At 42.2% G+C, this 26,218-nt stretch carries 30 protein-coding genes and 1 pseudogene; 14 read left to right on the top strand and 17 right to left on the bottom strand.

The window, feature by feature from the left end; all coding sequences use genetic code 11:
* The first annotated feature begins 24 nt into the window (after window positions 1–24).
* The 4 genes from ACRRSX_RS19850 (at window position 25) to ACRRSX_RS19835 (ending at window position 3,170) form a co-directional block, all read left to right on the top strand.
* Window positions 25–792 carry a carbon-nitrogen hydrolase family protein gene (locus ACRRSX_RS19850; protein WP_432455864.1) on the top strand — a complete coding sequence of 256 codons (768 nt, stop codon included), beginning with the start codon at window positions 25–27 and terminating at the stop codon, window positions 790–792.
* Window positions 793–2,157, top strand: coding sequence for an aminotransferase class III-fold pyridoxal phosphate-dependent enzyme (locus tag ACRRSX_RS19845; RefSeq protein ID WP_432455865.1), 1,365 nt, complete (start codon window positions 793–795; stop codon window positions 2,155–2,157).
* A 179-nt stretch (window positions 2,158–2,336) separates the two neighbouring features.
* Window positions 2,337–2,564, top strand: coding sequence for a hypothetical protein (locus tag ACRRSX_RS19840; protein ID WP_432455866.1), 228 nt, complete (start codon window positions 2,337–2,339; stop codon window positions 2,562–2,564).
* 39 nt (window positions 2,565–2,603) lie between these two features.
* Window positions 2,604–3,170 carry a hypothetical protein gene (locus ACRRSX_RS19835; protein WP_432455867.1) on the top strand — a complete coding sequence of 189 codons (567 nt, stop codon included), beginning with the start codon at window positions 2,604–2,606 and terminating at the stop codon, window positions 3,168–3,170.
* Window positions 3,171–3,563: 393 nt separating this feature from the next.
* On the opposite strand, the gene ACRRSX_RS19830 is transcribed toward ACRRSX_RS19835, so the two are convergent.
* The 8 genes and pseudogenes from ACRRSX_RS19830 to ACRRSX_RS19795 all read right to left on the bottom strand — a co-directional run bounded on the left by ACRRSX_RS19830 (window position 3,564) and on the right by ACRRSX_RS19795 (window position 9,604).
* Complete coding sequence (locus tag ACRRSX_RS19830; RefSeq protein WP_432455868.1) at window positions 3,564–4,634, bottom strand: Fic family protein; 1,071 nt, start codon at window positions 4,632–4,634, stop codon at window positions 3,564–3,566.
* A 237-nt stretch (window positions 4,635–4,871) separates the two neighbouring features.
* Window positions 4,872–5,090 carry a type I restriction-modification enzyme R subunit C-terminal domain-containing protein gene (locus tag ACRRSX_RS19825; protein ID WP_432455869.1) on the bottom strand — a complete coding sequence of 73 codons (219 nt, stop codon included), beginning with the start codon at window positions 5,088–5,090 and terminating at the stop codon, window positions 4,872–4,874.
* Between the two features lie 240 nt (window positions 5,091–5,330).
* Window positions 5,331–6,322, bottom strand: a pseudogene (locus tag ACRRSX_RS19820) (transposase).
* A 402-nt stretch (window positions 6,323–6,724) separates the two neighbouring features.
* The gene (locus ACRRSX_RS19815) at window positions 6,725–7,186 is read right to left on the bottom strand and encodes a hypothetical protein (protein WP_432455870.1); all 462 of its coding nucleotides are present in this window, start codon (window positions 7,184–7,186) and stop codon (window positions 6,725–6,727) included.
* Window positions 7,186–7,617 carry a hypothetical protein gene (locus ACRRSX_RS19810; RefSeq protein WP_432455871.1) on the bottom strand — a complete coding sequence of 144 codons (432 nt, stop codon included), beginning with the start codon at window positions 7,615–7,617 and terminating at the stop codon, window positions 7,186–7,188. Before ACRRSX_RS19810 ends, ACRRSX_RS19815 begins: the two co-directional genes overlap by 1 nt.
* Window positions 7,618–7,748: 131 nt before the next feature.
* Entirely contained in the window at window positions 7,749–8,336 is a 588-nt protein-coding gene (locus ACRRSX_RS19805; protein ID WP_432455872.1) for an excalibur calcium-binding domain-containing protein, read from the bottom strand.
* 268 nt (window positions 8,337–8,604) lie between these two features.
* Window positions 8,605–9,120 carry a hypothetical protein gene (locus ACRRSX_RS19800; RefSeq protein WP_432455873.1) on the bottom strand — a complete coding sequence of 172 codons (516 nt, stop codon included), beginning with the start codon at window positions 9,118–9,120 and terminating at the stop codon, window positions 8,605–8,607.
* Window position 9,121: 1 nt separating this feature from the next.
* On the bottom strand, window positions 9,122–9,604 hold the full coding sequence (locus ACRRSX_RS19795) for a hypothetical protein (RefSeq protein WP_432455874.1): 483 nt from the start codon (window positions 9,602–9,604) through the stop codon (window positions 9,122–9,124).
* Between the two features lie 202 nt (window positions 9,605–9,806).
* On the opposite strand from ACRRSX_RS19795, the gene ACRRSX_RS19790 reads away from it, so the two are divergent.
* Both ACRRSX_RS19790 and ACRRSX_RS19785 read left to right on the top strand, forming a co-directional pair.
* A complete protein-coding gene (locus ACRRSX_RS19790) occupies window positions 9,807–10,418 on the top strand; it encodes a hypothetical protein (protein ID WP_432455875.1) in 612 nt (203 codons plus the stop codon).
* A gap of 127 nt (window positions 10,419–10,545) precedes the next feature.
* Window positions 10,546–11,742: a tyrosine-type recombinase/integrase gene (locus tag ACRRSX_RS19785; RefSeq protein WP_432455876.1), complete on the top strand. Its 1,197-nt coding sequence runs from the start codon at window positions 10,546–10,548 to the stop codon at window positions 11,740–11,742.
* Between the two features lie 6 nt (window positions 11,743–11,748).
* On the opposite strand, the gene ACRRSX_RS19780 is transcribed toward ACRRSX_RS19785, so the two are convergent.
* Window positions 11,749–11,967: a hypothetical protein gene (locus ACRRSX_RS19780; RefSeq protein ID WP_152785735.1), complete on the bottom strand. Its 219-nt coding sequence runs from the start codon at window positions 11,965–11,967 to the stop codon at window positions 11,749–11,751.
* A 6-nt stretch (window positions 11,968–11,973) separates the two neighbouring features.
* A complete protein-coding gene (locus ACRRSX_RS19775; protein WP_432455877.1) occupies window positions 11,974–12,483 on the bottom strand; it encodes a type VI secretion system amidase effector protein Tae4 in 510 nt (169 codons plus the stop codon).
* A 196-nt stretch (window positions 12,484–12,679) separates the two neighbouring features.
* Between ACRRSX_RS19775 and ACRRSX_RS19770 the strand changes: the two genes are divergently transcribed.
* The 8 genes from ACRRSX_RS19770 (at window position 12,680) to ACRRSX_RS19735 (ending at window position 20,707) form a co-directional block, all read left to right on the top strand.
* Window positions 12,680–13,504, top strand: a complete 825-nt coding sequence (locus ACRRSX_RS19770; protein ID WP_432455878.1) for a hypothetical protein — start codon at window positions 12,680–12,682, stop codon at window positions 13,502–13,504.
* Window positions 13,505–13,548: 44 nt separating this feature from the next.
* Window positions 13,549–14,544: a hypothetical protein gene (locus ACRRSX_RS19765; RefSeq protein WP_432455879.1), complete on the top strand. Its 996-nt coding sequence runs from the start codon at window positions 13,549–13,551 to the stop codon at window positions 14,542–14,544.
* Window positions 14,545–14,643: 99 nt separating this feature from the next.
* A complete protein-coding gene (locus tag ACRRSX_RS19760; RefSeq protein WP_432455880.1) occupies window positions 14,644–14,892 on the top strand; it encodes a helix-turn-helix transcriptional regulator in 249 nt (82 codons plus the stop codon).
* Window positions 14,885–15,151 carry a hypothetical protein gene (locus ACRRSX_RS19755; protein ID WP_432455881.1) on the top strand — a complete coding sequence of 89 codons (267 nt, stop codon included), beginning with the start codon at window positions 14,885–14,887 and terminating at the stop codon, window positions 15,149–15,151. The genes ACRRSX_RS19760 and ACRRSX_RS19755 overlap by 8 nt, the downstream gene beginning before the upstream one ends.
* On the top strand, window positions 15,138–16,721 hold the full coding sequence (locus ACRRSX_RS19750) for a replication endonuclease (protein ID WP_432455882.1): 1,584 nt from the start codon (window positions 15,138–15,140) through the stop codon (window positions 16,719–16,721). Before ACRRSX_RS19755 ends, ACRRSX_RS19750 begins: the two co-directional genes overlap by 14 nt.
* 114 nt (window positions 16,722–16,835) lie before the next feature.
* The gene (locus ACRRSX_RS19745) at window positions 16,836–17,714 is read left to right on the top strand and encodes a sce7726 family protein (RefSeq protein ID WP_432455883.1); all 879 of its coding nucleotides are present in this window, start codon (window positions 16,836–16,838) and stop codon (window positions 17,712–17,714) included.
* Entirely contained in the window at window positions 17,680–18,606 is a 927-nt protein-coding gene (locus ACRRSX_RS19740; RefSeq protein ID WP_432455884.1) for a sce7725 family protein, read from the top strand. The genes ACRRSX_RS19745 and ACRRSX_RS19740 overlap by 35 nt, the downstream gene beginning before the upstream one ends.
* A gap of 892 nt (window positions 18,607–19,498) precedes the next feature.
* Complete coding sequence (locus ACRRSX_RS19735; RefSeq protein ID WP_432452821.1) at window positions 19,499–20,707, top strand: IS256 family transposase; 1,209 nt, start codon at window positions 19,499–19,501, stop codon at window positions 20,705–20,707.
* A gap of 10 nt (window positions 20,708–20,717) precedes the next feature.
* On the opposite strand, the gene ACRRSX_RS19730 is transcribed toward ACRRSX_RS19735, so the two are convergent.
* The 7 genes from ACRRSX_RS19730 to ACRRSX_RS19700 form a co-directional block, all read right to left on the bottom strand.
* Window positions 20,718–21,479: a reverse transcriptase domain-containing protein gene (locus ACRRSX_RS19730; RefSeq protein WP_432455885.1), complete on the bottom strand. Its 762-nt coding sequence runs from the start codon at window positions 21,477–21,479 to the stop codon at window positions 20,718–20,720.
* A 7-nt stretch (window positions 21,480–21,486) separates the two neighbouring features.
* Complete coding sequence (locus tag ACRRSX_RS19725; RefSeq protein WP_432455886.1) at window positions 21,487–22,041, bottom strand: SLATT domain-containing protein; 555 nt, start codon at window positions 22,039–22,041, stop codon at window positions 21,487–21,489.
* Between the two features lie 522 nt (window positions 22,042–22,563).
* Window positions 22,564–22,863 (bottom strand): DNA-binding transcriptional regulator Fis, encoded by a 300-nt coding sequence (gene fis, locus ACRRSX_RS19720; RefSeq protein WP_016402072.1) that lies wholly within the window; start codon window positions 22,861–22,863, stop codon window positions 22,564–22,566.
* 36 nt (window positions 22,864–22,899) lie between these two features.
* The gene (gene dusB / locus ACRRSX_RS19715; RefSeq protein ID WP_432455887.1) at window positions 22,900–23,856 is read right to left on the bottom strand and encodes a tRNA dihydrouridine synthase DusB; all 957 of its coding nucleotides are present in this window, start codon (window positions 23,854–23,856) and stop codon (window positions 22,900–22,902) included.
* A gap of 163 nt (window positions 23,857–24,019) precedes the next feature.
* Window positions 24,020–24,898 (bottom strand): 50S ribosomal protein L11 methyltransferase, encoded by an 879-nt coding sequence (prmA, locus tag ACRRSX_RS19710; RefSeq protein WP_432455888.1) that lies wholly within the window; start codon window positions 24,896–24,898, stop codon window positions 24,020–24,022.
* 83 nt (window positions 24,899–24,981) lie between these two features.
* Window positions 24,982–25,362, bottom strand: coding sequence for a hypothetical protein (locus tag ACRRSX_RS19705; RefSeq protein ID WP_432455889.1), 381 nt, complete (start codon window positions 25,360–25,362; stop codon window positions 24,982–24,984).
* Window positions 25,363–25,460: 98 nt separating this feature from the next.
* Complete coding sequence (locus tag ACRRSX_RS19700) at window positions 25,461–25,868, bottom strand: hypothetical protein (protein WP_432455890.1); 408 nt, start codon at window positions 25,866–25,868, stop codon at window positions 25,461–25,463.
* Between the last annotated feature and the right edge of the window lie 350 nt (window positions 25,869–26,218).

Genomic DNA, 26,218 nt, shown 5'->3' with positions numbered 1-26,218 from the left:
TTAAAAGTAATAAGGGAATCAACCATGAGAATTGGTCTTTGTCAGAGTTTACCTATCAACGGCGATATCGAAAAAGGATTTTCGACTGTAGAAAATTGTCTTTCAGTCGCCGCCAAAGGCGGAGCCGAGATGCTTGTATTCCCTGAGCTTTATTTCCCCGGTTACAACCAGCCTGACTTACATCGACCGTTGGCACAAACGGTCGATGGCATCTGGATCGAAACATTGTCTGAACTGACCCAAAAATATAGTTGTGGTCTGACTCTGGGTTGGGCCGAAGCCAGCGGAAATAAGGTTTATAACTCAGCCAGTTGTTTCGACCAAAAAGGGAAAATTCTGGCTCATTATCGAAAAATTCAGCTGTTTGGCGAAATGGAAAAGCAAAGCTTTACCGCAGGAGAGGCTTATCAAACTTTTGACTGGAACGGACAAAAAGTTGCATTGCTGATTTGTTACGACATTGAGTTTCCACAGCATTGCCGGGCTTTAGCTGAGCAAGGCGTTACGCTTATTTTAGTTCCGACAGCAAACCCGATGGGATTCGAACACGTGTCCCGAACCTTGGTTCCAGCCAGAGCGGCAGAAATGGGACTCACCATCGTTTATGCAAATTACTGCGGAATCGAGCAGGGACTGCAGTACGCAGGCCTGTCTTTGATTGTTGGCTCAGATTCACAGCCGATAGCGATGGCCGGATCGACCGAGACTCTGTTTATCACCGATCTCAGCCCAATTAAAGCTGCGATGAATGCCAACTCGACACAGCTTGAAGATTACCTAGAGGTTATATAAATGACAATTAATCTACCGACAGACAGAAAGGCAGTTCTGGCTGCAGATGAACACTTGATCCAGTCTTTTGCCGATCTAAATAGCTTAAAAGACCAAGACTCGTTGACGGTGATTACTGAGGCAGAAGGGTATTACGTTAAAGAAAGTGACGGAAACCAGCTCATCGACGGGATTGGCGGCTTGTGGTGTGTGAATGTTGGGCACAAGCGTAAAGAAATTATCGATGCGATTAGCGAGCAGCTTAATACCCTGGATTACTACTCGACTTTCTACAATTTTACCCACCCGACAGCCGCAAAATTAGCCGCGAAAGTTGCCGAACTTGCCCCCGGTCATCTTAACCATGTGTATTTCGCCAACTCAGGTTCTGTTGCCAATGATTCCGCTATTCGGATGCTGCATCACTACAATAATCGCCTCGGTCGCCCGAACAAGAAAAAAGTACTCAGTCGCATCGGTGCCTATCATGGGTCTACGCACCTATCAATGGCGATGACCACGCCCGCTTACAGTAAGGGCTGGGACAGTGCTTCGGAGTTAGTTCATCATATTAAATGCCCGCATTTTTGGAAGGAAGGCGGTGACATGACTGAAGCCGAATTCCTTGACAGCTTGATCACCGATCTTAAAGTGAATATTCACGACATCGGCGCCGAAAATATAGCAGCATTTATTGCGGAGCCGATTATGGGGGCGGGGGGGGTGATCACCGCGCCAGACGGTTATCATGTGCGTATGGCAGAAGTATGTGCAGCAAACGATATTAAATATATTTCCGATGAAGTGGTGACCGCCTTTGGTCGACTGGGTCACTTTTTCGCATCTAAGGATGTGTTTGGTATTACGCCAGACATCATTACCACCGCAAAAGGTTTAACGTCTGGTTACCAGCCCTTGTCGGCGACGATTATTTCCGATGAAATTCATGAGGTGATTTCTCGGCCAGGCGAGACCTTTTTACACGGTATGACATATTCCGGTCATCCTGCAGCCGCTGCGGCCGGATTGGCAAACATCGCACTGATGGAGCAGCAACGGATCCCAGAGCAAGTTCGAGTAACAGGCAAGCTATTTGAGCATTCACTAAAAGAATTAGCGAGCCTTGAGCTGGTCGGCGAAGTTCGTGGTAGCCACTTCATGATTGGCATCGAATTTATTAAAGATAAAGCGAATAAAACGCCATTTGCAGAGCAGGAGATGGTGGGAATGAAAGTAGCGCAGGCGGCCCAGAAGCGCGGTCTTATCGCCCGTCCTCTGGGCAATTGTCTGATCCTCTCGCCACCGCTAATTCTTGATGAGAAGATCATTGCTAGCATTTATGACATCTTGCGAGAAAGCATCATTGAAGTGAGTTCTAGCATATAGATGGGGGCTAATAAATTGCAGGGCATCATAGGGTGCCCTGCTATGTTAACCATATAGAGGTATATCCAATCGTTTTGCTGCCACCTCACAAGATAAAGCAAAACTAAATCGTCAGACACATTTAAATTGATTGGGAGGTGAGCTACTGATAGGGTTGACAATTAATTTATGGCGGCCTTATGAATAAGGGAAGTTTTTGTCATTTGCAGGGCTTTGAGCCTAACGATAGAACGCTACAATACATCGCGCAGATGAACGATACCGTTGAGATGGCGAGTTTGTTGGATAAGCTCATTAGCATTGTACCGTTTTTTCAGATATTTGCAGGTCGAGGCACCTATAAAACGGTAGAGTTGATCTCTACGGGTTATCAAATTACAACTGGGAGTTGTACGCCAACGCTTTAAAAAGTATTCCCGAAATAAAACGGAAAAAGCTAGAAGACATTGCAGGCATCGCATCTATTTACACTCACGGTAAAGAAAGACGTTTTTGGGAGTGCGTATACAATGCACTATAGGCTTAAATTATTAACAATGTGCTTAACTCTTACGTTTTCAGCGGCTGCTACCTCTGCGTCTTTGCTTACAAGCAATGAAGATCTAGCAAAAGATTTGGAGCTTAAGTACCAAGCCTTAAATGCTAAAACTGAGATTTGCAGAGAAGGCCGTAGAAGCCAGATAGAAGTAGATAAGCTAACCAGCAAATGGTTTGCAGACTTACCATCAGAAAGTAAAAAGGTCGTACTACTCATTGCCAGCCACGAAGCGATGGAGCGTTGTACTCAAGTGCAGGTCGATGGATACTCCCTTTCACTCGTTGAATATGCGGCTCAAACTGAAGATAAAAAGCAACTCGAAGAGTGGCTACAAATAAAACAGAATTTTAAACCCGAAGAGCTAGCGAATGATATTGATGCGCTTAATTCTGAAGAGTTAATCGCTTTTCTAAAAGAGCCTCAGCTTAACAAACCTTTTGACTTACTTGCGATTATTAAACAGCTCAATCTATAGCTCTGCTGCTGAACTAAAGTCGGTTTCAGCATATAGATAAGGGTTACTACATAAACGGTCAACCCGCTTAATACGGTGCTTTTCAAAGGCTTTCCCTGCCAAGTTACGCCGATGCTAGTAACAGAAAAAGCCGCTCCTCCCATTATGCTTTGAAGCGTTGCAAGAAGGCTAGAGCGACGCACTTTATGCATGCTTGGGGTGACGAGTTGAAGGCAGTTTGATAAAACGTGCTGAGCATTCATGGTGTTTAGCGCTTAGTGATGTTTGGCGATAGATCTGATCACTAAATGCTGTGAATGTTCCCTAGCTTAGAAAATAAACACCTGATTTTATGTAATTATTCGTGGGGAGCCCTCAGACTCTGACCCCTTTTATTCTGCTTTTGCTTAAGCGCTAATTTACCGCAAACAAGGCAAATAAGGGTTGGTTGATATAGTAATTGCTGCGCCCGATTTTTGCTTTGACTAAAAAGCTATGCTCAACCAGTTGTTCGAGGTATTTAGTTGCGGTGATGCGGCTTACGCTAAGGTCTTGCATGACAAAGTCGATTTTGGTGTAGGGGTGGCTAAAAATGTTGTTTAACAGCTCTTGGCGATAGATATTTGGCAACTGAGTGCGCATATTGTGTTTTACCTGTGCCATTTGCAGTTTAATTTGTTCAATTAGGGCGATGGTTTGTTGCGCGGTTTGGGCTATGCCTTCAAGGATAAACAGCAACCATGGTTCCCAATTATTGTCTTCGCGAACCGTTTGCAAGTGACGATAGTAATCAGCCTTGTTTTGAATAATGTAACGACTTAGGTAAAGCACGGGCAGATCTAATAAACCTTTTGCTACCAAGTAGAGAATATTGATGATGCGCCCGGTGCGACCATTGCCATCATAGAAAGGGTGGATACTCTCAAACTGATGGTGGATGAGCGCCATTTTGACTAATGGGTCTAACTCGCAGCATTCATCGTCATTGATGTAGTTAACTAAGTTTTCCATCAAAGCCTGTACTTGATTAGCATCTTGCGGCGGCGTATAGATAACTTCCCCGGTAGCCGAATTTTTTAGTGCCGTTCCTGGTACTTTTCGAAATCCTGCTCGATTTTTTTCGAGGGCAAGTTGTACCTCTAAAATATCACTTAGCCGTAATAATTTGTGCTGACGCACCATGGTGAAGCTCTGTCGTAGTGCTGCAGAGTAATCGCGCACTTCTTTTGCTGCGATGCTGGTTTGTTCAGATATAAGCTCTGCTTTAAATAACTCATCATGGGTGGTGATAATATTTTCAACGGCTGAGCTGTCTTTTGCTTCTTGCATCGTTAGGGTGCTGATCAGAATATTCTCATTAGGAATACTTGCTGCCACGCCTTTTAATTCTGCTAGGTAACGATGAGCGGTTGCCAGCTTTTTGAGCACAACTCTGGTCTCAAGCCTTTCTGGCTCTGGTAGAGGCAAGCTTTCTATTGGGTACATGTTGATCCTCGTTGTAGGTTCAGCGCCAGATTTAGCGTTCATTCGTTGATATGTATAGATTTTGGCTATTATTATATATATTGTCAAAACGTATATAGTAAATAGCCAATCACTATGCATGTTGCCAGAACCTATATAGTAAACAGCTGAACACTATACATGTCGCCAAAACCTATATAGTAAACGGCCAAAGACTATATAAGTCGTTAAAACTTGTAGAAGCCCCTTAGTGAGTTACTAGCTGGCTTGCCAAAGGTACTCATTTAGCTCATCGAGTATGGTGTCTAGCTGATCGTTGAGTATGCGGTTCAGGCCTTTAGCGCCGCCGTGGTCGGCAAAGTATTGGTTTACAAAGTCTTTGTCTACAATGGCTTCGTGTACTAACTGTTTAGCCAAACACGCTAGCCATTGTCGCTGAACGGGGTTCCAGCTATGTTCGCTATAAATGCGTTGCATAAAGAGCACGAAAAAGAGCACGGACATCCATATTAAAAACCATAAATACAGTAACAGCGTTGGTGAAGTGAACACCACTACAATCATTTAGTTCTGAGGCGATTGTCATGCCGATTAACGGCTAAATTCACCGTAGGTGACTCGGTTTGATAATTTCTGGGCCAATGTGCGTCTCAGCAAGGCAAGGTATCCCCCCATACAAGACTGATGATTGAGGGTGGTTCGAAAGTAAGCTCGCGCTTAAGCGCGGTTTAGCAAACGTTTGCTGCAACTTAAACCGGTCGTTCGTTGATGCCCCATATGCTGATGGTATTCCCTGAGCAAGCGCTCTTGACCAACAGCCCCAGAAAAGTGCCGTTCAAACTCACCGCTTAAAGTCAGCCACTGTGCTTCATTTATCCCTAAGCGTTGGATTATGGAACTTTCTCCACTGTCGATGTAACCCCGTTTATCTTCTCTTACCATGCGTCCGGTCATATCGACTAACTCAAGGTAGTCTTTCAGCTCAAAGGGTAAGCCTTGGGGCATCGGCTCTCTTGGGTTACCCACAAAGGGAAACAGGTTTGTTGCCTGGGCTTGTTTTAGCTGAGCGGCTTTTGCTCGTCGCTGTACGCTGGTATGGGCCGAGTCCTCTGGTGTACTTGCCATCTTGGCTCTGATGGGGTTTAAGTCTACGTAAGCCATACACGCCATGAGGGCGGCTTCATCCAAAAGCGCTTGGGATTTAAAGCGTCCTTCCCAAAAACGACCGGTACATTGGTCTTCTTGATTGGCGGCTCGCGCAATGTGTTCGTTTAAATGGCGCATAAACCAGCTTAAGTCATACAGGCGAGTCCGATACACTTCAGCGGTGGCGCTGATGGCTTGCAGTTGCACCTCACTTAACTGCGGTCGTAACTCAAGGTTGAGATACATCTGAGTCAGTAAGGTGCCCTGATGCAAGCTATGCCAGCGTTCTAAGACTTCATCCATTGATCAGGCTTCTGCTTGTTGCGGATTAACATGTAGCACGAGGTGGGTATGATTACTCATGACAGCATAAGCACAAACATCAATGGCGAACACCGACGCCAATTTGAGTAGATAATCCTCGACCCACTGGCGGCGGTGCTCATAGCTTTTACCACTTACCTTGTCTTCGCCACACAGAAACGCCCGTCGAACACAACGGGAAACACAATGATAGTAGGGAGTATCCGATAAGCTCCTTGCGAGCGTCTTGACTGAGGCATGATGATAACTCCCCAAACAAATGACTATTGATAGTTTAGACTATTAAAAGCATTTCGTTAGTTGGGGTGGGTGTCTTGTTTCTAGTTTATAGAACGTTACGATACATCGCGCAGATGAACGATGGCGAGTTTGTTGGATAAGCTCATTAGCATCGTATCGTTTTTCAGATATTTGCAGGTCGAGGCACCTATAAAACGGTAGAGTGGGTTATCAAATTACAACTTACAACTGGGAGTTGTACGCCAACGCTTTAAAAAGTATTCCCGAAATAAAACGGAAAAAGCTAGAAGACATTGCAGGCACCGCATCTATTTACACTCACGGTAAAGAAAGGCGTTTTTGGGAGTGCGTATACTGATCCCTGATAAGGAAGCGATAGTTTTTGTCTTTATGACCCCGGTTTAATCTTCATCCAGTGAGCTAAACCAAGCATCGGCTATTTCTTCTGGATCACACAAAGCTTCTTTAAGAAAGCGAGGTCGGCCTTCAAAGTAGTAGCGTAGTTTGAAGTCAGAGATAATCCAATCAGAGCCTTGCTTAAGGTATTCAACGGAATAGTCGGCAATTTCATCGGGTGAATCTTTTAGCGTTCCCATTACTACCAAACAACCTTTATTATCTGTGATTTTCTCCATGTAGGCATTTTCACCAAGTAAAAGTCCATTTGGAAAGGCGGCTGTATCTCGCATGATCTCTTCATTAGGCTGTAACTTTGCAGTCGCAATGATTTCCCTTGGGTGTTCACCTAGGTACTTCTGATAGTTTTTTTCATTGTTGGTAAAGCTTTCAAAAGCTTTTTGAAGTTCACCAGCTTGAGCACTTAACGCTGAGCAGAGGATTAATAATACGAGTGTTTTTTTCACTAATAAGCCCCGCTAGCTTTTAGGCTTGAATCAATTTTGGAATAAGGGTTTTTGAGAAATCTTGCGGCAATACAAAGTAAGCCAGAGCATTTCAAAATAAGCTGTTCGATGTTTAGTGAACTCACAATCTCTATACTACCTATCTTTGGTGAGCCTACAGTGCCCGTGTATACGATATCGCCATTTTCCCTTGGAGAGAAATACAAAGACGCATAGTGAAAATCCAGCCCCATGCTAGACATCTCTTTGGCTATATTTATTCTAGCTGCTCCTGCTTTCCCAGAGAGTTGCAATACGCCATCACGATCTAGAGACATAGAGAACCTACCAGAGCTCGCTAACAGTTTACCTGTAAGACCATCATTTTTATTGTATGCAATCTCAATCAACTTAATGATTTGAACTTTTATTTCTGTTTTTATTTCAGACACATCTAAACTCCATCTTAATCCATAAATCTTAAGTGATAATTAAGTCATTATTAATAAGAAGAGGTAGAGGCTACGCTACATAGTTATTTCGATAAGCCTACCTTCACCTGCTAAGCGTGAAGACCTTAATCTCAATTCCAGAAAGAAGTACAGTGCTGTCGCTCGCACGGTACCCCATCGCCATCACCGTCCATTTTAGTATTAGGGCAGTTTGCTAAGTAAAATTTGGCTTCCTCACATGAATTCATTTGGCTGCAATGCGTTTTTCCTTCACAGCTAAAGTTGCTACTGGTAGAAAAGCTTGAAGAGTTCTCAAATGCAGAACTTTCTATATTGGGGAGAAGTGATGGGCTCTCAGTAGTCGAGTATTGAGGAGCAAATATTTGATACAGAAAAATAGCACCTATAACCGCAAGAGCAGGGATCAATATTGTCAATACACTTGGCTTTTTATTGCGATCTATCTTCCTTTGCTGTGAATGGTTATAAGGCTTATTGGAGCTTGTGGGGGGAAGCCCTTGAATACTGCAGTTGTAGGCTTTGGTTTTTCCATTGGGTTGATGTTCTATTTGAAACAGAATCGTATCGCCGACACGCGGTTTTCTGGGCATTAATTTTAAAGATGATATATGGATAAACACATCTTTGGGCTCACCGGTTACGGATATGAAACCAAATCCTTTGATGTTATCCCATTTTTTCAGTATGCCTTTTTCCATATTTACCCCGCATCCTAAGAGCAATAATACATTCTATATAGATACTTAAGTTAATTATCATGATTTGTATCAACTTGCTTCACTCTTGTTGTTTATTTTCATATTGTTAGCATGTCTAATTGAGTCTCAAGTAAACAGTTGCGTCTGTTGAAGTATGCTAAGGATTGCCAAATGACACAAAAAATATCCACTTCTGCTTTAGCTAAGAAAAATGGTCAAAGGCCAACTGTTTGTTTCATATTGGCCTCTTAATCGCCCCACCAAGCAACTAGCTGTTCACGTTAGTTGAATCGCTTAGTAGTTTCTTTATTTCTACTAGAGTTGGGTCAGAGTCTTTCATCATCAATGAGTTAACTAGGTCTAGTGACGACTCTACGCTTGCGCCATTACTTAACAGAAATTTAAGGTTAGCGACATTCTTCGTTATTACATTTATCTGTAATGGAGTTAGAGTGTTGTGAGGTGAGGGTAGGTAGCTATTACCGGCATCTACCTCTAGTCCTTCATTGATAAATGCTTGAGCTATATCGTACTTAAGGTTTCCATCAAGGTTGAGTATTGGGTCTAATCCACCTTCGGCTAAATCGTTAACGCCCTGCTCATTGTATCTAAATTGCTTTAGGTAAACGTCACAAGCGCTTGGAGGGGCGCGAAATCCTTGTTCACCTGTAGAGCACATGATGAGTTGATATGTACTCATCACCGATAATGAATATAGAGCTAAACCTATTGAGCACAATGCAACCGTTGTTACCAGTGCAGTTATTTTTGATTTTATAGACATATTAACTCCACAGTTTTGGTAAATGGTTAGCAGGAATCTTGTAATCGAGAAATGCCGTTAACGGGAGGTTTTTTTCGTTTGTATCTACTTTTTTTACTAAGTAAATGGCTAGCAAGCTTTTAAACCTTCTTGCTAATTCGTTCACGACAAAGTCATAAATTTTGATGCTTAGTAGGTCTGTGGACGTAGCATGTTTATACCAATGCTTTTTCGATGATTTAGCAAACTTTCTCATTATGCTAAAGGCTTTAGCTGAGGGATTTGCGGTACTTCTAAACAAAGCCTCGACATATCCAATGGAGTACGAAGCATCAATAGCTTCAACCAATAGACCTTGAGCTAGATTCAGTTCTCTATGGTTCATTGGAAGCTGATCAATTATTGAGTGCTCAGAAGGCTTAAAAATAAACTTGAGTATAAGTCGGGCATCATCAGCAGTGATGAGTATTTCACTTGGACTGAAATTTTTTAGTTGTTTTCGCACCGTCATTCCTTGACTGATTACTGATAGTAAAGTCAGTATATTGCTGAGGCAGCTTTGGTGCAAGAAATAGCGTTAACAAAGTCGTGAGGGTTCGAATAATTTACTTTTGTTAACCATATCGAGGTATGTCCAATTGCTTCAATGCCTTAACATGATTTATCATTTTATATATCAATAGCTGTTCTGTAGATTAGGCGAATACATGGAAGTTGAAGTTAAGGCCGCTGAACAGGGTAAGCATCCTATTTTGAGGCTATTTACGTTAAATCGTATTGTTGGCCTAATGACCATTTCAGTGCCAGTGCTCTATTTGATGGGGTATTTTTATCATTATAGCTACTTAGATGGGTTTGGAGTTAACAGTGATTTTTTCCCACGCTCAATTCAAGACCATTTAGTTGGTGCGTTTGTTTTCATGTTTATTGTTGTTTCAAATGCATATAAGTATCTTAATAATAATGTGTGGTTCTTGGTTATCTCTGGGGGCGTGGGGTTTATTTCGTTTTTTGCTCTCATGTATGGGTTCCGGAATCCAATGAAAAACTCTTTGGTTTCCTTCATTGAAAGAAAAGGGTTTTATGAGCAATTTGAAAGCTACGTTATTTTCCCTGCTATAGGGGCTTTTTTTGGGTCCATTTTTCCATATGGCTTAATTTGTTTATTTTGGTTGTTGCTTCTGCTTCCAGCAGCGGGAGTGTGGCAAGGTAAAGCTTCTGCCGAAAGAGATCTGGATAGTTTTCATGGCTGCGAACAATCTGAACTCAGCCAGAAAGAAAAGTGTATTATAAGAATAGTGTTTTCTGCTGTTCACTGAAATTCATAGAGGTAATTGTAACTTGCTGATTTTAAATCACTTTGCTACATTTTGATTCATGGGTGTTCATTGCGGATTATCGTCAAGCAATGAAATGTGTGTAGCAGCGTGTGTAGCAAACATTGATATGTCAGCCATAAATAAGCTCTCAGATAAGTTTCTAAAGTCGGTCAACGGCAAGCCTTATGACGGCCAAAAAGTGGTGGCTGATGGGGCAGGCTTGTCGGCCAGAATTTCAGCCAGTGGAAAAATTTCTTGGGTGTATCGTTACCGGTTAGGTGGGCGAAAATCTAATCCAAAATGGGTGACTTTGGGTACTTATCCAGACACCTCAATTAAGCAAGCGCGAGAGAAGCGTGATGATTGTCGAGAGTGGCTAAATAATAATGCCGATCCCGCCATTGAAATCCAGCTTGCCAAAGAGAAACGCGAAAAGCCGATCACCGTGGAAGATGCCCTCGAATACTGGCTGGTGGAATACGCCGAAGAGCACCGCAAAAATTATGAGAAACATCGCGCCCAATTCAAACGCCATATATACCCTTATATTGGTTCGCTACCTGTTGAAATGGTATCGACTGCGATGTGGTGTTCTTGCTTTGACCGGATCAGAAAGGGACAGGGTAAGCGCAAGCCTGCGCCTGTTGCTGCGGGGTTGGTTTTTCAAGGTTGTAAACAATCTTTGGTGTTTTGCCGCAAGCGCGGGTTTGTTGAAAGTCATGCTCTGGATGATTTAATCATTTCCGATGTGGGTAAGAAGCAAGCCAAAAAGGACAGGGTGCTTACAGAAGATGAGCTGTTTAGCCTTATCGAGCATACCAAATCAGATAAGTTTCCCGACTACTACCGCAACTTGATTCTGCTGTTAGTGATTTTTGGTGCGCGAACTCAAGAAGTGAGAATGTCGACGTGGGATGAATGGGATTTCGATAACTTGGTGTGGACAGTCCCCAAAGCCAATAGCAAAACCGCTGAGAAGATAATGCGGCCTATCACTCAAGCATTGCTGCCTTGGTTACTAGAACTTAAATTCTCTACGCAGCGAACAGGCTATGTGCTAGGTGGATTAAAGCGCTCAGAACCAGTAAGTCAGTTTGGTCGTAAGCAATGGAAGCAACTAGGGCATAAAGAGCCATGGACTTTGCACGACTTACGCCGAACTATGGCAACTAAATTGAATGATTTAGGTGTGCATCCACATATTGCCGACCACCTATTAGGCCACACTATTAAAACTATAGAGGTGTTAAAAGATCTTGCGATGATAAGTGAGGCTATATCTCCTTGTTTGAATAAACTGTTTACTTCGTGGCACTTATCATAAAAGGTGTTATCTTTTTTTAGCTACCCAATAGAAAATTATGGCAGTCATAATCGCAGATGCGATATAGGCAGGTATTGTTGTTTGTAATGACAACATTGCGCTATCAACCCTTTGCTCTTCGAGTAAGAAAGGTGTTGCTTGAGAGTTAAACGAGTAGTTGAAAATAGCAAAGTTGGCGATAAAGTTAAGAATCGCTAGTGCTATATAGATAAGTACAGTCTTCATATTGATTTACTTAACCTCCCAAAACCAAATCTCACGAGATTCATTAAAGTCACTTACCCGGCCTAAGAACTCAAGTATGCTTCTTGTAAACATCGAAGAACTGGTTATTTCGTCCTTGTTCCATAGGTCTATATGATCGCCACTACGTCTTTCAAAAGACTCATTGCCACGCTGCCAATAATCTTTGAAGAAAATGATTCCCGTTCGACCATCTAAATCATCTTGGAATGTAGCAGGAGTGATTTTTTCTAACTTTCCTAGCCAACTAAACTGAGATCTCTTTAGCCAGTGAGCCATTTCTTCGGCGAGAAGAATATGTTTCATACCAGAATGAGACCAACAGGTTTTTGTTTTGCTATTTGCGGTTGAAACACCTGCTTTAATCAGTGCGTCACTCAACATTATTGCACAATAGTTTCCGAAAGGTTTAGAGCTAGTAGCCTGTTTGTTTTGGCATCTTGCTTTGATGAGGCTTTTGTCTGGGAAGCTTTTCCAAATTGTATCGAAGCTAGGCATTAATCATCCTTATGTGCCTGTATAAAATGACCAATCTATCATTAATGGGGTTGGGCTTCTATTGAAAAATCGCATAATGATAAATAGCACAAATAAAATATATAAGATATAAAATAGTATAAATTACAATTCACTAGAGATTTAATTGAGTTTATAGTAAATATCTGTTGTTTGGATTGTATGGTAAGGATTACCTATGGGTAAAGATTTGGATATCTCTGCAGGTGACACTGTGGTTAAGGCTGCAGTTTCAGATAAAAGTGTCGAAGAAGTCGCAACAAAAAAGAAATTTCTTTCGCCGTGGCTCATAGGCACTGGGCTACTTGGCCTTCTTGCGGCTTATAGTCACTTCTTTGGATTAAGCTATAGAAAAAGCTACTTAGCTACGATTGGCTTTGAGAACGCTCCTGTGACCTTAGGTGCTGATGAGTCGCTTTATTACGCAGTGGAAGGCTCGACTGGTGGAATACTTAATCTGATTAGAATGATATCTGCTGACCTGTTCATACTTGAGCCGGCTTTAATAGCCGGCTTTGCTTTTGCGGTTGTGCCGTTACTCGTTCGGTTGATTAGTATATCCCCATTTCCAGCTTTTAAAGTTCGAAGCTTTGTGTCTTCTATCTCTAGTTCAACTAGGAGTGCGCTGGTTGCTGCAATCATAGGCTTTGTGACGGGGTGGGTAGCAATTATTGGATTGATTATTTATTTGATTGTCGGCATGTCGATTATTTGGTTGATCATGTCCTTGGGAATGTTAGCGGGTCAATCAGAAGGGAAAAAATTGATAAGTGAACCAATTTGTCAATCTAGAGAAATAGAAAAACGCACTTTAGGTTGTCGCAGACTTTTAACTAGTGATGGTGAGGAATTGGTAGGTTTGAGAGTGCACTCTCACAATGACGTTCAGTATGTGTTAACAAATTCAGGGGCGTATGACGTTTCAGCTGAGGGAGAAGTACTTTCATATCGGCCAATTCATGAGCTAGAAAAGGCAGAAACCGAAAGCAAGGGGGCAGAATGAGCATTTTTATTTCCTAAAGTTGGGTTGTACATAAAGGAGTTGTTTTGGAAAAGTTTGTGTTGTTGTCGGAAGTGGGGCGTTTTTCCAAGTTAACCGAGTCTGATGTTTCCCTACATACCAATCCAAGTGAGCTTGAGTTTGCGTGTTATACAAAGGCCACTAAAAGCATTATTGGTGCTGTGGTTGAGGGGCGTTTCCGAGGGATAGGTGTTTACAACTATCGCGGTTGGATGGGCATCCCGGCTAAGTCTGCTTCTAATATAATCGACTCTGGAAAGTCCCAAGTATATTTCGGACGAGCCACTGCCAGTGCTGGGGTTGAACTTGTTTCTGAAGTGTATCCATTTCAGGTTAGTTATCCGAATAACTTGGTTGCAGAATGGGGGCGACCTTCTGAATTTTCGGAGTACCCGCACTTACGCGTTTATCCTTACTTTGTTGAAAGGGCTTCAGATCAGAGGCTAAAGGCGCAGGGCAAAGAGATGTTTTTCGGGGCAATGAAAGGGTTAGCTTCATTACGAAAAGATTTCGACCCAGAAGACGAGCATGTTCTTAAATACGAAGCTGATATTACCAAGAGCAAAGAAGACGCAGAGTTAACACCTGAGTTGATGCTTAGCGAAATAGGTTTCACCTTTCAACGTAGTGAGCTAGGCATTAGTTTAGCTTCCCTTAGAAAGATAGAGGCACAACTGTTTGGATCGCCAGAAGTCGAGCAGCCATTTGCTGTCGAACAAATCCAAGCTATTGAGCCTGAGCAAACAAACACTTTAACGTTTAATAATGATTTACATGAAGTGTTGTACAACATACTTATTGCTGGTGGTGATACCTCGCATAAAGGGGTTTGGCGTACCTTGGAAAATGAGTTCGCTAAAGATGAAGGTGAGCGCCAATTTGATAAGTACAATATTCTTCTCGATGTATCTGCTACTGAGCTGCTTTGGGTCAGTCGGGCAGGCTTAAATCGTCAAACTATGAAGTTCTCTTCATTGGCAACTGCACTTAGTAAACTTAAAAAACGGATAATTTCTAACTAAAAATTATCGCTGCACTTATCGCAATTATCGCTGCGCTAATTCGGCCTTTTCACTAAGCAACACTGCTCCTGAACTTTAAATGTATCAGGAGCTACAAAGATGATTAACCTTAGAGAAACAGATAAACGAGTACTAACCGAACAAGAAACATCTATCTATATAGGCATGAGCCGTTCTTACCTGCGTCAAGCGCGTATGAGCGGCAACCGTGACAACCACACCCCAGCACCCCCTTTCATTAAAATTGGCCGCGCAGTTCGCTATTTACGCGAAGACTTAGACGCATGGCTATGCAGCTTTCAACGCCTAGAGCATTTAGGTCAGCTGGGAGGTGTTGCTCATGTCTAGTTCAGTTACTAATGAAGCCTTAAGAATGCTGAGTGATTTTGCTAACGGCGCGTGCATCAATTTTTACGTAACGCCCGAAGGTGAGCATGTAAGAGAAAAGACCTGTAAGCGCCTATCTAAGCAATTTGATAAACGCACCTTTAATCGCTTAAAGGACTTAGGTTTGATTACTTTCTCTTCGGTTTACCATTGCGGCATTCAATGGCTGCAATACCGCATTAGCACCAAAGGCTGGGAGGTGTTTAATGCCCGTACCTGAGCAAGATGATAAAGCGTATGTTTTGCGTATATTAGCCAGCTTTCCTACAGAGTTTCGAATGCCACTTATGGCGCAGTATCATGCTGCGCCTACTAAGCGAGATGCCAATATCGGCATCCGCGATACTCGCGATAACGTAGCCAAAGCCATTGGCGCTAAACCCATAAGCTTAAACTTAGATTTGTGTGAAGAAGACTTAAGAAAAAAAGCCACTGAAAAGGCCGATAACTGCACAAGGCTTACACGCTTAAGTGATTCACCTAAAGCTGCCTATGAAGATATAGCCGCTTACATAAGGGGTAAAGGCATTGAGCCTCCAACCCCGCGTATTCTGCTGAAGGGTGACTTTGATACTACCGACACCAAAAGCGATCCTTACAAAGGGGCTATCAATCGAACCAAAAGCAGTGCTTGGTGGCTTAGAAAGCTACGCCAGAAACTGAATCAAGATATCGAGGCCACTGCGCAACACATAGGGCTAGTGAATAAAAGAAAGCAAATCTATTGCAGCAACATCACTCTTAACCGCCGAACCGCGCAATTGGCCTATCAAGACAAGCTTATGTCTAGCTCCTTTGTGATAAATGATGCAGGTCAGTGCTACAGCTTAAAAGAGCTATCAGACTTAAACGTATCTAATCCCGAAATCCGCAGACAAGAGTTAATGGTAAGGGCGAGGGGCTTTCAGGAGTTAGCTGAAGAGCATAAGCATATTGGTTTGTTCTTAACGTTAACGTGCCCTTCAAAGTTTCATTCTAGCTATGGCACAACCGGCCACTGTAATTCCAAGTGGGATGGTTCGCTGCCTAAAGATGGTCAACAATACTTACGCGATATCTATGCCAAAATTCGCGCTCAACTCGATAGAGACAATATTAAACCCTATGGCATTAGAGTGGCCGAGCCACACCATGACGGTACACCCCATTGGCACTTACTGGTATTTATTGCCCCCGAACAAAAGCAACGCATGTTAGAGATTTACCGCCACTATGCCTTTGAAGAAGATGGTGATGAAAAGGGCGCAGACTTACACCGCTTTAAAGCGGTAGAAATAGACCCGAACAAAGGCAGTGCGGCCGGTTACTTAGCTAAGTATGTTTCTAAGAACATTAACGGTAAATCACTAGAAAGTGGCGTACATGGTGAAGAACCGATAGAGGCAGCCGCTAGGGTTAACGCGTGGGCTGCTTGCTGGCGCATAAGGCAGTTTCAACAAGTGGGCGGGGCATCGGTCACCGTATGGCGAGAGCTTCGTAGGCTAAAGAAAGTATGCCAGTTCGATGAAACCATTCAGCAAGCCTTTAAAGCCGCAGATACCGCCAATTGGAAAGCGTTTACTAAAGTAATGGGCGGCGTGTGGTGCAAGTTAGCTAACAGGCCATTAAGGGTTTACTACCAGCAAACCGTAGATACCGAAACAGGCGAGTGCAAAACTAACGCCTATGGCGATGTATTTGTGAAGAGACTTAAAGGTGTGCTTTACCAAGGCTTAGAAATTGTCACCCGCCATTTTGAATGGCAGGTGCTTAGGGGCTCTAGCTCTTCGGCTTTACTTGGAGTTCTGTAAATAAGTGTACCGAAATTTGGGAGATACTTGATAAGTGACAAAATTGATTCTAGGATGCCAACCGTTGTGACGGTGGGCGAGGCAGAATAGTGGAAATGGTGTTATAAAGTACATATGAAATTTAGAGCATTGTCTAAACTGTTTAATAGCTCGGAGTTAAAAAGAGTTATAAACGGGAACTTTGACCATTTCTCATATATTTGTGAGGATTTTCCTGAGCTTTTAAATGCTAGAGGAATGGCCGACTTTTACAATCGTGCTTATGAACTCCTCATTAAAAACTATAGAAATGAGTATGTAGTTAAAAATGAAATTGTAAATAAGATTCTACTTGGCCGTCACTCAATGAAAACAACTTCTATGATGAGCGAGGTGCGAACTGGAGGTAATATTGCCGATTGCTTGATCATTAACGGGTATTCAACATGTTACGAAATCAAAACTGAATTTGATTCACTTGTTAGGTTGAAAGAGCAGATTAAATCTTACTTGAGAGCATATGATAAGACCTATGTAGTAACACACAAGTCTCACCTACAACATATAGTTGAAATGCATAATGAATTTCCTCATTTTGGTATTATAGAGCTTACGAAAAGGAATCAGTTGAGGGTCATTGCGGACGCGCCTTTAAGCACAGAGTTTGATTATAGTATGACTTTTGATACTTTGCGCAAGGCAGAGTATACGTATGTTGCTGAGAAGGTTTTTGGGGGGCTTCCCGAAATGCCGAATACAAGTGTTTATGAATACTGTAAGCAAGCCTATTTCTCTTTATCAAAGCAAGGTGCTCAAACAATTTTCAACGATAGTATTAAGCTATTTCGTAGCAACGATCACAGCTTTATAAATAAGCTACCAAAATCCTTAAAAAATGTAGGTGTTAGTTATCAACTAAGCAGACAAGAAAAAAATAGTCTTGTATTATTGATGACTGATTCATCAACAGAGATGGCTAATGTATTATCCGTTTATGCGAGGAAAGCGTCATGAGTTGGCTGCTTTAAGGAAAACTGTACAGCGTTTAAATGCAAGTAAAGTAATTCCTATCATTGAACCTTTAAAAGAAAACAAAAATGATTTGGTTAGAACGATTAAAGCGTTAAATGGTTCTAACATTACGCCGATGGTTATCATTAACCCATTGGTTGGAGAGTTGGTTGCTCACGATAGCATTGACTTCTACTCAGACTTAGTGAAAAAACAATTAGATTTTTTGCCGTGTGTTGCATTTAGCCAAGCGAATTTTGGCGCAGCGTATAAGCTTGCAACGCAACTTTCATCTGACCTGTTATTATTCTCTACATATTTTAAAGATGAACCTACGTTTGATGTTTCAAGTATCACCGCCTCTTCGAAAGTGAACTCGGTACGAGAATCTTCGAATACGACCCAGCGTTTTATTGGAAGTCTTCCTCGTTTAGTTAAGATAAAAGACTCCTTCAACGCTCAAGGTCGAAACGCGGACTATCCTCCATTACCATCTGTTTATTCTGATGAGCATGTGACGTATTCACAAGTTTCAAATGCAATTGGTTTTGGCGATTACCAAGTAGTAGGAGAGCCGTATAGTGAGTCTGGTGGACCAGCTCGAGCGGTTGCGATCCATATAACTTATATAGATCCATCCCAAAACAATGTGATGTTGATCAAGCATAGTGTCTCTACAACTGATAGTGGAACAACGACTAATACGGGAACTAAGTTTTTGGAGGCGCTTGATGAGCTAATTCAATTCGCTAACTCAACGCCCGCTTTAAACCAAACCACTGAAGGTTTTCAAGCGTTCCTAGATTTGCACGCTCGTAGGCATTATCCAAACTTGGGGCCAGTAAAAGAATATTCGATAATGCACCATATAGAGTCAATATCGAGCTTTCTATAGAGCCACTTCTTAATACAAGTCTAAACTTGGGTTCGTTGTTTTCGACGAATTCAGGCTTATCCCGTTAACCATAATGGTAGTTAATGATGTTAGCATTATTGATGGAAATTTAATTAATTAGTGCTAGTGCATAAGTACGGAGTGGAAAGATGGCAAGAAAATGAACAAATTTGGAATATATGAAATTCGATTATCAGAGTTTATGCTCTAAAATGTTCATGGTTTAAGATATTGTGGCTATATCTGTTTCCATGGATTTAACCTCTCGATTAATTATACCCCAAAACGCAGTGATAATGTCTTGGTCAGACAGCTTTAGTTTGTGCATGGGAATGCCTCTATCATATGAGACGACTTCCTTCATGCTTTTGTCATTATATGAATCAAAATTTGGGAAGTAATTGTTACTCCATTTATTGTGCTTTATTTCGTGGATGGCTCTTGTAAGTTTTTTTATGCCCTTGTATTCGATTCGATGTCTATAGCATAGCTTTTTTATCATACAATCTAATTCGAAGAGCATTCTCATATCATCAATTTCTGAGAAAAAGAACAGCCACCCTTTGCATTTATTGTTTGCGATACAACCGGTAATCCTTAAATTTAGTTTCCAGAAAAGTAATGCTTTAGAGCGTTTTCTCCCCGCGTTTGAATACGAGGTAAATAGTGCGGCGATAGAATCTTGAAACCTTTTTTTACTTATTTCTCTTATTGAAATACTTACATCACCAGCGTATTTTTTTGGGTTATAGACGTAACCAAGGTAGGAGAACTCACTAGATATAGGCTTTACAATTGTCTTATCTGAACTAGGGTCGGTGTCATGCGGAGCCTGTAAATTAAATTGTGTAATTGCTTATAATTAGGCCTGAACAGGCTAAGGATAAGCAACATGGATAAGAAAGTTCTCGAAGCATTTGCTCGTGAAGCCGCTAAGTCAATCAAGACCCCTTCAGATCTAGATGACTTTCGTAAAATGTTAACCAAGGTGACTGTTGAGACAGCGTTAAATGCTGAGCTTGATGACCACCTCGGTTATCAGAAACACGCTGAAAAGCCCGATAAGAATAGTCGTAATGGTTATTCATCCAAGACCTTGATCACCGACGATGGTGAGATTGAACTGGATGTACCTCGAGACCGAGATGCCTCGTTTGAACCGAAGCTTGTTCGTAAGCATCAAACTCGATTTCAATCGATGGATGACAAGATATTAAGCCTTTACGCCAAAGGCATGACAACTCGTGAAATCGTCGCTACGTTCAAAGAAATGTACGATGCTGATGTCTCTGCAAGCCTCATATCTAAAGTTACCGACTCAGTTCTAGAGCAGGTTGTTGAATGGCAATCACGGCCACTGGATGCAGTCTATCCCATCGTCTACCTTGATTGCATCGTGGTGAAAATCCGCCAAAACAAACAGCTCGTCAATAAGGCGATTTACTTGGCTCTGGGCGTAAATATCGAAGGTCAGAAAGAACTTTTAGGGATGTGGATATCTGAAACGGAAGGTGCGAAGTTCTGGCTCAGCGTTCTCACTGAACTCCAGACTCGAGGTATCAACGACATTCTTATCGCTTGTGTTGATGGCTTGAAGGGCTTTCCAGATGCTATTAATGCCGTATTCCCAAAAACCCAAATACAGCTCTGTATCGTCCACATGGTGCGCAATTCAATGAAGTATGTCCCTTGGAAAGACTACAAGGCTGTAACGGCAGATCTCAAAGGTATTTACCAGTCGAATACCGAGGAAGAAGCGCTTCTGGCCCTCGAACAATTTGGTGACCAGTGGGATGATAAATACCCACAGATAAGCCGCTCTTGGACAGCGCATTGGGATAATTTAAATACATTGTTCAGCTACCCTCAGGACATTCGTAAAGCCATTTACACGACGAATGCGATAGAGTCCTTGAACAGTGTGATACGCAAAGCGACAAAGAAGCGTAAGCTATTCCCCACGGATGAATCAGCGAGGAAAGTTGTCTATCTTGCAATTATGGATGCATCGAAACGCTGGTCGATGCCAATAAGAAACTGGCGACAGGCTCTCAATCGCTTTATGATTATGTTTGAAGACCGACTTACTGATTACTTGTAACCCAAAGCAGTTACACAGAATTATTTACAGGGTCGTCATGCGTTTTTAGGCCTATTAATTTCGTTTCTTCTACATATTTGTCGTAAATTTTACCTGACTCATCTTCTCGGCAGAAAATGAGGACATCATCAACATACCTTTTATAAAAAATATCTTCTTTCTTCAAAGCTTTATCTATGTCTAACATATAAATTTCGGCCAAAATGTTAGAGATGGATAGTCCTTGTGGAACCCCTGAGTGACATACTTGGTTTTTACTAAATCCAGTAGTGACCGCACTCCTGATTAGAGTTATGACTTCTTTCTCAACGCCCAAATTTTTAAGGTGATTTTCTAAATGATGATGCTCAATGGTAGGGTAAAAGTCTTTGATGTCGATTTTTATAACTGTTTCATAGGTGTTTGTATCTAAAGCTAGTTTTACGTCTCTAGTGGCCTGCTGAGGGACTTGTATTTGTAGGAGGTGGGAAAAATTCCTTTGTAAATAGTTGTTTATAGCTTTTAAAACAATCCGGTCTCTTAGTGTTGGGATCGCAATTTGCCTAGGATATTTATTCGCGCCTTTTGAGATCAGTTTTTCTCTATATCTTGAAAATGCATAATTCTCAATAAATACTTTGGAAATTATAGTGTTTATTTCCTTGCTTTGTTTTTTAGCAAAGTGCTTCGGCAATAAATTGTCAATTCCAGTGACTTTTGATTGTGAAAAGTTAGAGATGTAAATATCTCTTAGATTATCAGGTGTGAATACTTCCGATATGGTTACGAGCATTAAGACACTACCTGTATATAGATATAAATATTATAGCTGCAGGGGCCATCAATATAGAAGCTAATGTGAAAATATTAAGAGTTTTCATTAGATAGAAAACAACCTTATCTTTATTGTTAACATCTATACTTAAAAAAGATTTATCTTTTGCATTATTGTAAGCTTCAACTTTAGCATTAAGAAAGTCAATCCAAGAGCAGTTTTCACAAGATTCAAGGATTTTACTATATCTAGCAGCGTCGTCATTATTTAACTTAGTTTGTTCTTTTACTTCTAGATAAAGAGATTGTAGTGCTATATAGCCACTCTTGAATTTTCGTGCTCGTTCGTTATATCGCCCTAAAGATGTAAACAAAGATGCGCAGAAAACAAAAACTGAAAAGCAAATAAAGACTTTGGAAATTACGTTTGGCTGCTCTTCTCCCAGTAGTAAAACTGAGGCGAAAACACCACAAAGAGAGTACCAAAAAAGGGATATATTTGACCAATTTGCGTAGCGAAGAAGTCTACTTTCGGCATTGATCCAAGACTTTCTGGTCCACCAAATACTATCTTTATCCATGTAATCCTCAAAAAGCCCTGCGGGAAAACTTTAAGACCGTTAACGCCCCTAAAACAACTTGGGGCTACTCCACATAGGAAATAAGCGAGTTTCGCTTCATGATTAGAATCACCTCATTGAGGATTGTAAATTACACACCGCAGGGCAAGTCGATGTTAGCAGTTCGTTTGGTTGCGTACAATGGCTCGAACTCGGACTTTTGTTATTTCAGTTGGGCTTGTGGGATTGATGGCGTTTATTACTTTGCTAGTTTGTAGTGAGTAACAACAGATTTATATTTCATTAAATGAATAACATTATTGGCTTACCGCAATTGGTGTTTAAACCAAAGTTAGGCTCCTATGCATAATGGTTGCAATTTGGTGTTTTCACATAGAGCTAAAAGTTTCACAAACTGCCTCTTAAGGTGGATCTCAGTAAGTAGTATTGTTTTTACATATTTTTCCGTGTGTAGCAAACACAAAAAAGCCAAAGTGAAATTAACCACTTTGGCTTTTTAATCAATAGCTTATGAACGGGTGTTTAGTTCATGCCGTATTTTTTTAGTTTTTTGCGTAAAGTACCGCGGTTGATACCTAACATGATTGAAGCACGGGTCTGGTTGCCGCGGGTATATTGCATAACTACGTCAAGCAACGGGGCTTCAACTTCAGATAGTACTAATTCGTACAATTCAGACACATCTTCGCCATTTAACTGGGCAAAGTAGTTGCGCAAAGCTTGCTCAACAGAATCGCGCAATGGACGTTCTTTCACTTCAGTACTCGTAGCACTGCTAGTCATAGTAGAAAGTGTGTTTGTGGTGGTATTTGAATCAAACATACTTGACGCTCTTTTTATTTAATTAATGATCAACAATTATTCGAAAAACTGCTCAATTGCGGACGTTTGTGCCAGGGCTGATTCAAGCTGGTTAAACTGACAACGAAACTTGTCCGTGTCCGCGATTTGCTTCAAGTACCAGCCCACATGTTTGCGGGCGATACGAACCCCTTGGTACTCCCCATAAAACGAATATAGGTTGTCTAAGTGGTGAAGCATGACTTCCTTCACTTCTTCAACCGCAGGAGCACTTAAGTGCTCGCCACTGGTTAAGTAGTGGTTAATTTCTCTGAAAAGCCAAGGGTTACCTTGAGCTCCACGACCGATCATGATGGCGTCCGCGCCAGTGTAATCCAAGACATGCTTGGCTTGCTCCGGTGTGGTGATGTCGCCATTTGCCACAATAGGTATCGAGACTTCTTGTTTTACTGCTTTTATGGTGTCGTATTCAGCCAAACCTTTATACATACATGCTCGCGTCCGACCATGAATTGCTAGGGCTTGAATTCCCGCCGCCTCTGCAAGTTTGGCAATCGCCAAAGCATTGCGATGTTCGGGTGACCATCCAGTACGGATTTTTAAGGTCACTGGTACATCAACGGCCTGTACAACAGCATTAAGGATTTTTGCGACTAGTTCGGGTTGCTGTAACAACGCCGAGCCAGCTAATTTTTTATTTACTTTCTTTGCTGGGCAACCCATGTTGATGTCAATAATTTGCGCACCATTTGCCACATTGTGCTGGGCAGCTAGCGCCATCAATTCTGGATCCGCTCCAGCTATCTGAATACTGCGTATGCCGCATTCATCTAGGTGAACCATTCGGTTCAGCGATTTTTTGCTGTTCCATACCCGAGGGTTACTCGACAACATCTCTGAAACCGTAAGCCCCGCGCCTAGGCGCCAACACAAACGCCTAAAGGGTTGATCGGTAATGCCAGCCATGGGTGCTAATATCACCGGATTGTCCAGTTGATAACGACCTATTCTCATGACTCGCGTTCTTCTCAATCTCAGGGCGGCGTAGTTTACGACTTTTTGAGCACGCTGAAAAGGCTATTATTTGAACATTTCTTAAAAAAAAAGCTGGATTTTTAGTTGGATAATATGGCAGGAAGCTCGGTAAAACGAGGAACCTACCACATAAAAGGTGAACTTAGCGCTTTATTCCGCTTAAACGACACCATTCTTGATCAAGAACAACGGCATCCATATCACATTGTGTTTGGTAGGCTGCTAATACCGCTTCGCTTTGTTCTTCTAAGATGCCTGAGAGCGCAATGCTGCCCTTCGGTTTTAAGTAGGCAAGAATGATATCCGAAAGTTCTTTGAGTGGCCCAGCGAGAATATTAGCCACCACTATGTCGGCTTTAAAGTCGCTGGGTTGATCTTTGGGCAGGTAAAGTTCGAGTTTTTCGGCCACAGCATTACGCTCGGCGTTATCTTTACTGGCCAGCAGCGCTTGAGGATCAATGTCGATGCCAACCACCCGCTCGGCACCTAGTTTGATGGCTGCAATGGCGAGGATGCCACTACCGCAACCAAAGTCGACCACGGTTTTACCACTGAGATCGAGCTGGTCGAGCCATTTTAAACAGAGAGCAGTGGTGGGGTGGGTGCCTGTACCAAAGGCAAGTCCAGGGTCTAGCAGCACATTAACGGCCTTGGGATCGGGCACATCGGTCCAGCTTGGGCATACCCATAGGCGTTCGCCAAACTGCATCGGGTGGAAGTCTTTCATCCACTCGCGCTCCCAATCTTTATCCTCAAGTTGGTCGAGTTTGTAGTTGTTGTCATCCACGACTTTGGCTTGACGCAAAAAGTCGAGAACTGGTGCCATGTCGGCGGATGCATCATACAAGCCTTGCACGTCGGTATCGCCCCAAAGTGGTGTTTCTCCTAATAGGGGCTCAAATACAGGGGTGTCATGACGGTCTAAAAAGGTGACGGCTTGGCAGCCGGTCTCCATTAATAAGTCGCCGATCTGTTCGGCACTGTCTTTTGTGGCGTTAATTTTTAGCTGGATCCAAGGCATCGTCCGCTCCTCTAGTCGATTAGCCGGCCAGTGTACTGCGTTAGATTGTGCTTAGCATCTAAAAATTGTGTGGGTGCCTCAGTCTAATTGGCTCTGCTTAGTCTATGGTTTCGATACTGTGAGCGCTTATAAAGCAATTGCAGGCCCCGATAACAGGCTACGAGCGCTAAAAATAGCGAAGGAGTATTAGAGAGTAGACTGAGTAGCAATACTGCGCTTGCTAAATAGGCAAAGGGGATGAATTCGTAGAGCGCTTCTGGCAGTACTTTATGTTTAGTAATAAATGATTTGCGGTCGCGGTCGTCTCGCCGATAATTTGAGCGTATCACCCAAATGAGAGCGCCCATGGCAAATAGTATTGCACCGCCAAGATTGGCTAACCATGGGTCTAGCAATAAGATCGACCCGGTACCAGCAGATAAATAGCCGCTAGGAAGTAATTCGTATATAACTTTGGGTAGCATTGAACACTCCTATCTGTTGGTTGATACACTTACTTAAATATTAGTACTTCCCAAAGAAAAGGGTCGTACGCAGTTCTTGGTTGTAAAATTTGCTTCATTTATGGTTGTGCTCTTTTATTTGCGACTGAGCTGCTTTGGGCTTTCTGCCAAGCGTAGCTGCGATAGCGATGTCGCAGATACAGTAGTTGTGTGCCGCGATATAAGCAAAATACGGCAAGAATATAGGCCCAAATATGCTGTTGGCTGGAAATAAGACTTAAGGCGATACCAATTAAAAAGAAGGGGGTAAACTCGTATAAAGACTCTGGCAGAGTGATGCGTTTCGAGAGAGTGGTTACCTCATCTAAACGGCGGCAGTTGGAGCGCATTACCCAAACGATGGCCCCCAAACAAAATAGCAATATACCGCCTGCGATTCCAAGGGTAGAGTCTAGCCAGATCACTGAACCTGAGCCAGCAGTCAGGTAAAGGCTTGGCAGTATTTCGTATATTGGCTTAATAATCATGACCTAAAGCTATCAGTCCTTGATTCAGTAATAAAAACATCAATAATCTATGCGCCACTCAATTTGAGTTACCGCATTCTTAGTGTAAGCCATAAATATAGATGCCGCCGTTTACAAATGCCATAACGCTTAACCTGAGTGTAACAATTGCCTTACACTTATGCGACGCAGCTCGAGTGTTTAGCCACGCGATATGTATACCCGATGGCTTGGTTTATTTAGCTAATAGTCAATGGTTCAAAGCTTGGATAACCAGCATATAATCAACGTAAATCGATTTTTAATGGGATCAAAGTTTATGTTTTTAAGGGGGAATTTGGCAAAAAAAAGCCCCCGTATTAATTCGAGGG

Origin of the sequence: Agarivorans sp. QJM3NY_30 (assembly GCF_050870855.2) — a bacterium.
In the GTDB taxonomy this organism is placed as follows: domain Bacteria; phylum Pseudomonadota; class Gammaproteobacteria; order Enterobacterales; family Celerinatantimonadaceae; genus Agarivorans.
This window is presented reverse-complemented; position numbering and strand designations above follow the sequence as displayed.

What these genes read in the sequence shown, in the direction of transcription:
- ACRRSX_RS19825 (WP_432455869.1), bottom strand. Translation starts at nt 5,090, where the DNA reads ATGCAACGCATTTATAGCGAACATAGCTGGAACCCCGTTCAGCGACAA.
- ACRRSX_RS19755 (WP_432455881.1), top strand. Translation starts at nt 14,885, where the DNA reads ATGTCTAGTTCAGTTACTAATGAAGCCTTAAGAATGCTGAGTGATTTT.
- ACRRSX_RS19705 (WP_432455889.1), bottom strand. Translation starts at nt 25,362, where the DNA reads ATGCTACCCAAAGTTATATACGAATTACTTCCTAGCGGCTATTTATCT.
- ACRRSX_RS19845 (WP_432455865.1), top strand. Translation starts at nt 793, where the DNA reads ATGACAATTAATCTACCGACAGACAGAAAGGCAGTTCTGGCTGCAGAT.
- ACRRSX_RS19830 (WP_432455868.1), bottom strand. Translation starts at nt 4,634, where the DNA reads ATGTACCCAATAGAAAGCTTGCCTCTACCAGAGCCAGAAAGGCTTGAG.
- ACRRSX_RS19725 (WP_432455886.1), bottom strand. Translation starts at nt 22,041, where the DNA reads ATGGATAAAGATAGTATTTGGTGGACCAGAAAGTCTTGGATCAATGCC.
- ACRRSX_RS19800 (WP_432455873.1), bottom strand. Translation starts at nt 9,120, where the DNA reads ATGTCTATAAAATCAAAAATAACTGCACTGGTAACAACGGTTGCATTG.
- ACRRSX_RS19730 (WP_432455885.1), bottom strand. Translation starts at nt 21,479, where the DNA reads ATGCTCGTAACCATATCGGAAGTATTCACACCTGATAATCTAAGAGAT.
- ACRRSX_RS19840 (WP_432455866.1), top strand. Translation starts at nt 2,337, where the DNA reads ATGAATAAGGGAAGTTTTTGTCATTTGCAGGGCTTTGAGCCTAACGAT.
- dusB (WP_432455887.1), bottom strand. Translation starts at nt 23,856, where the DNA reads ATGAGAATAGGTCGTTATCAACTGGACAATCCGGTGATATTAGCACCC.
- fis (WP_016402072.1), bottom strand. Translation starts at nt 22,863, where the DNA reads ATGTTTGATTCAAATACCACCACAAACACACTTTCTACTATGACTAGC.
- ACRRSX_RS19805 (WP_432455872.1), bottom strand. Translation starts at nt 8,336, where the DNA reads ATGGAAAAAGGCATACTGAAAAAATGGGATAACATCAAAGGATTTGGT.
- ACRRSX_RS19760 (WP_432455880.1), top strand. Translation starts at nt 14,644, where the DNA reads ATGATTAACCTTAGAGAAACAGATAAACGAGTACTAACCGAACAAGAA.
- ACRRSX_RS19850 (WP_432455864.1), top strand. Translation starts at nt 25, where the DNA reads ATGAGAATTGGTCTTTGTCAGAGTTTACCTATCAACGGCGATATCGAA.
- ACRRSX_RS19700 (WP_432455890.1), bottom strand. Translation starts at nt 25,868, where the DNA reads ATGATTATTAAGCCAATATACGAAATACTGCCAAGCCTTTACCTGACT.
- prmA (WP_432455888.1), bottom strand. Translation starts at nt 24,898, where the DNA reads ATGCCTTGGATCCAGCTAAAAATTAACGCCACAAAAGACAGTGCCGAA.
- ACRRSX_RS19790 (WP_432455875.1), top strand. Translation starts at nt 9,807, where the DNA reads ATGGAAGTTGAAGTTAAGGCCGCTGAACAGGGTAAGCATCCTATTTTG.
- ACRRSX_RS19750 (WP_432455882.1), top strand. Translation starts at nt 15,138, where the DNA reads ATGCCCGTACCTGAGCAAGATGATAAAGCGTATGTTTTGCGTATATTA.
- ACRRSX_RS19775 (WP_432455877.1), bottom strand. Translation starts at nt 12,483, where the DNA reads ATGCCTAGCTTCGATACAATTTGGAAAAGCTTCCCAGACAAAAGCCTC.
- ACRRSX_RS19780 (WP_152785735.1), bottom strand. Translation starts at nt 11,967, where the DNA reads ATGAAGACTGTACTTATCTATATAGCACTAGCGATTCTTAACTTTATC.
- ACRRSX_RS19740 (WP_432455884.1), top strand. Translation starts at nt 17,680, where the DNA reads ATGTATTATCCGTTTATGCGAGGAAAGCGTCATGAGTTGGCTGCTTTA.
- ACRRSX_RS19785 (WP_432455876.1), top strand. Translation starts at nt 10,546, where the DNA reads ATGTCAGCCATAAATAAGCTCTCAGATAAGTTTCTAAAGTCGGTCAAC.
- ACRRSX_RS19770 (WP_432455878.1), top strand. Translation starts at nt 12,680, where the DNA reads ATGGGTAAAGATTTGGATATCTCTGCAGGTGACACTGTGGTTAAGGCT.
- ACRRSX_RS19745 (WP_432455883.1), top strand. Translation starts at nt 16,836, where the DNA reads ATGAAATTTAGAGCATTGTCTAAACTGTTTAATAGCTCGGAGTTAAAA.
- ACRRSX_RS19735 (WP_432452821.1), top strand. Translation starts at nt 19,499, where the DNA reads ATGGATAAGAAAGTTCTCGAAGCATTTGCTCGTGAAGCCGCTAAGTCA.